Origin of the sequence: Desulfurella sp., from assembly GCF_023256235.1 — a bacterium.
Taxonomy (GTDB): Bacteria; Campylobacterota_A; Desulfurellia; order Desulfurellales; family Desulfurellaceae; genus Desulfurella.
In genome coordinates, this window is the sequence record NZ_JAGDWY010000073.1 from 1 (window position 1) to 3,481 (window position 3,481).

The 3,481-nt window shown below is 34.6% G+C and carries 2 protein-coding genes and 1 pseudogene; 1 reads left to right on the plus strand and 2 read right to left on the minus strand.

Annotated elements, in window-relative coordinates; translation table 11 throughout:
- Positions 1–273: 273 nt before the first annotated feature.
- Positions 274–1,518, minus strand: a complete 1,245-nt coding sequence (locus Q0C22_RS07905; RefSeq protein WP_291493520.1) for a DNA polymerase IV — start codon at positions 1,516–1,518, stop codon at positions 274–276.
- On the minus strand, positions 1,496–2,071 hold the full coding sequence (gene lexA / locus Q0C22_RS07910) for a transcriptional repressor LexA (RefSeq protein ID WP_291493523.1): 576 nt from the start codon (positions 2,069–2,071) through the stop codon (positions 1,496–1,498). Before lexA ends, Q0C22_RS07905 begins: the two co-directional genes overlap by 23 nt.
- 134 nt (positions 2,072–2,205) lie before the next feature.
- Here lexA and Q0C22_RS07915 point away from each other — a divergent pair.
- Positions 2,206–3,481: pseudogene (locus Q0C22_RS07915) on the plus strand (phospholipase D-like domain-containing protein); the annotation flags it as partial.

Below are 3,481 nucleotides of genomic sequence, written 5' to 3' on the forward strand. Positions count from 1 at the left end.
ATTGTCCCACTGGCTCATAGCCGTTGCATTCTTTCCCGTTTTGAAGGGAATTACGGGCGTTTTTGCGCAAAGCTAGTTATTGGCTTTGTTAGCAATATAAAGCTTGCTTGTCTTTCCTATTTTGAATGGAAGTTATAATTTTTTCGTCATCCTGAAGGCGCGTAAAGCCCGAAGGATCTCATAAACATTAAAAAAAGTGAGTAGATTCTTCGCTTACGCTTCAGAATGACACAAAATACGCTTTAAAATAACAAAAAACTATTTATAAACTTTTTATACTTTTATATCCACAAATGGTAAATTTAGGTGCTGTTTTTTGTTTTGTTTTGAAGCCAGACTTGAAGCAAGACACACTGTATTGTTACCAAAGCGAGAGTTTATTTTATCCAAAGCTTTATAGATGCGCTCTATTTTTTCAATTTTTACTGTGTCTTCAAAAAGATCCTGATGGGTTTTTTCTGTGAGGTCAGATAATACTATACCTGTTTGCCTGTAAAATAAACCCCGTGTGTATATCTTATTAAATGCTTCTTTTAAGGTATTGGTAAGCATTATAGGAAGATTTGTAGGGATGGATAAAGCAATTTTTATAAAAGATACCTGAAAGTCGCTCGTCTTTAAAAACACGGTGAGTTTTTTGGCAAAAAGCCCATGCCTTCTTAATTTTGCACAAGCAAGTTCTAAGTTTTTTACAAGCTCTGAAAAAATAAAGCTTTCTTTGTTTGAAGGCACAAAACTTTGGGCTTTGCTTATGGATTTATTTGGAAGCTTTGGGGCAAACTCTATGCTTTGTATGCCTTTTAACTCATTGTAGGTTTGAATGTAGGGCTTTGAGAGATATTTTTTTAAAAAGTTTTCGTCCTTTTCTACAAACTCTAAAGCTGTATGTATATTTAGTTTTTTTAGAAGGCTTGCCGTATTTGGTCCTATACCCCAAACATCTTCTATGGGGGTATCTTTTAGAAAAAGATGTATCTGGTTTCCTGGGATTAGAGTTATACCGTATGGTTTTTTGAGCTTTGAGGCTAGCTTTGCGAGTGTCTTTGTAAGGCTAACGCCAATCGATACACTTATATTTAGCTCTTGCTTTATGGTGCTTTGAATACTTAGCGCAATTTCTTTATATGTTTTTGAATGCAGCCTCCTTAATCCTGTTAAGTCAACAAAGGCTTCATCTATTGAATATTCTTCTATAAGCGGGGAAAAGCGCTTTAGTATTTCAAACATCCTGACAGAAAACAAACTATAAGTTTCATAGTGAGATTCAATCACGATTAAATCCCTGCAGATATTTTTTGCCTGATTTAGCCTCATTCCCCTTTTTATACCCTTTTGCTTTGCTTCATAGCTTAAAGCAGTAATAATTCCCCGCTCTTTGCCAACTGCTACACACTTGCCTTTAAGCGATGGATTTAAGGCTTGCTCGCAGGCAACAAAAAATGCATCTGCATCTATGTGGGCTATAGCGCTGCTCCATGAGTGAGTGCAGATTACTTTACCTATATTTTCTTGCAACACCCACCACCACCCCTGCTATAGTAAGCTCACTTTTTGGCTTTATGGGCTTGTAATTTTTGTTTGCGGCAATCAGGATATATGAGCCATTTTCTTTTGATAAATACTTCATAGTCCAGTTATTGTCAACACATGCAATTACTATATCGCCTTCTTTGGGCTCAACGGATCTATCCACAATTACAAAGTCTCCTGGCATAATGCCTGCCTCAATCATTGAATCTCCGCTAACTTTGAGCAAGAAAGAAGTATTTGGGTTTTTCACAAGCAATCTGTCTATAGATATAGTATCTAAAAGCTCTTCTTCTGCCGGGCTTGGAAAACCTGCTTCTATGTTTCCAAGCAGTTTTATACTAATAGGCTTTAGCGTAATATGGCGCTCTTCTTTTTTAACAAGACCTAAGTGTTCTAATTTTGCTATAGTTTTAAAAACTGCATTTTTTGATTTAACATTAAATAACAAGCTCATTTCTTTGTAGGTAGGCATCCTATTATTTAACCTATAAAACTCTACAATCTGTCCATAGCGCTTTTGTAGCAAGTAATCAAACTCCATACAATGTATTATAGTGAACAATAGTTCACTGTCAAGATGTTTTTAATTTTTACCGCAAATTTATACTATGCAAATCAAATTTTTCTTTACATTTTGCCATTTGTGTGTTTTAATTAACAAAAAACAGAGGTTTTATGCAATCTTTAAGCGACCTTACATTTATTACAAACGAAAATGGGCAAAGTTTACTTGATCGCTTTAAAGTACTGATAAAAGATGCAAAATATTTTGACTGTCTTGTGGGTTACTTTTATACAAGCGGTTTTTATGCATTGTATAAATCACTCAATGAAACTGAGAAAATAAGAATTCTAATAGGCATTGGCACATCAAGTGAAACTTACAATTTAATAAAAACTGCAGTCTCACATAAAGAAACAAAACAAATGATTGAAAATCTCGTGAAAAGTGAATTAGATGAATCAGAAGACAGTCTTTATGTTGAAGAGGGAGTTCAAAAGTTTATTGAATGGATAAATACTGGAAAAATTGAAGTAAGAGCTTATCCATCACAGAATCTCCATGCAAAATTGTATATTATGACTTTTAATGAAAAAGATAGAGACAAAGGCAGGGTAATAACTGGCTCAAGCAATTTTACAAAAGCTGGATTTGAAGATAACCTCGAGTTTAATGTAGAGCTTAAAAACGCTTCTGATTATGATTTTGCAAAAAAGAAATTTGAAGAACTATGGAATGTTGCTGTTGATGTCACTGAAAAATATGTTCAGACAATAAAAGAAAATACATGGTTAAACGAAAATATCACTCCTTACGAACTTTATCTAAAATTTCTATATGAATATTTTAAAGATGAATTGAACAGAACTGACGAAGTATTCATAAAATATCTACCCGAAAACTTTAAAAGATTTGAATATCAAAAGCAAGCGGTTTTAAATGCAAAGAAAATATTGGAAGAATACGGCGGTGTTTTTATTTCCGATGTGGTTGGCCTTGGAAAAACCTATATGACTGCCATGCTGGCTGGTCAGATAGATGGCAGAACACTGGTCATTGCTCCTCCAACACTCCTTAATAGAAGTAACCCGGGCTCCTGGCTCAATGTCTTTGCTGATTTTCATATACCAGCTGAATTTGTCTCTATTGGTAAGCTTGATGAGGCAAAAGAATTAATAGAGCAGAGAAAATATAAAAACATTATTATAGATGAGGCACACCGCTTCAGGACAGAAACCACTATTAGTTATGAAGACATTGCAGAAATCTCTCGCGGAAAAAGAGTAATTCTGGTCTCTGCAACTCCTTATAATAACTCACCAAGAGATATTCTTGCACAGATTAAACTCTTTCAGAATCCAAGAAAAAGCACTATCCCAGGGGTTCCAAACCTTGAGGCCTTCTTTGGAAAGCTTGAAAATAAGTTAAAGAAAGTTAACCGTCAAAAAG

Coding starts and splice junctions, on each gene's coding strand:
- lexA (WP_291493523.1), bottom strand. CDS start 2,071: ATGGAGTTTGATTACTTGCTACAAAAGCGCTATGGACAGATTGTAGAG.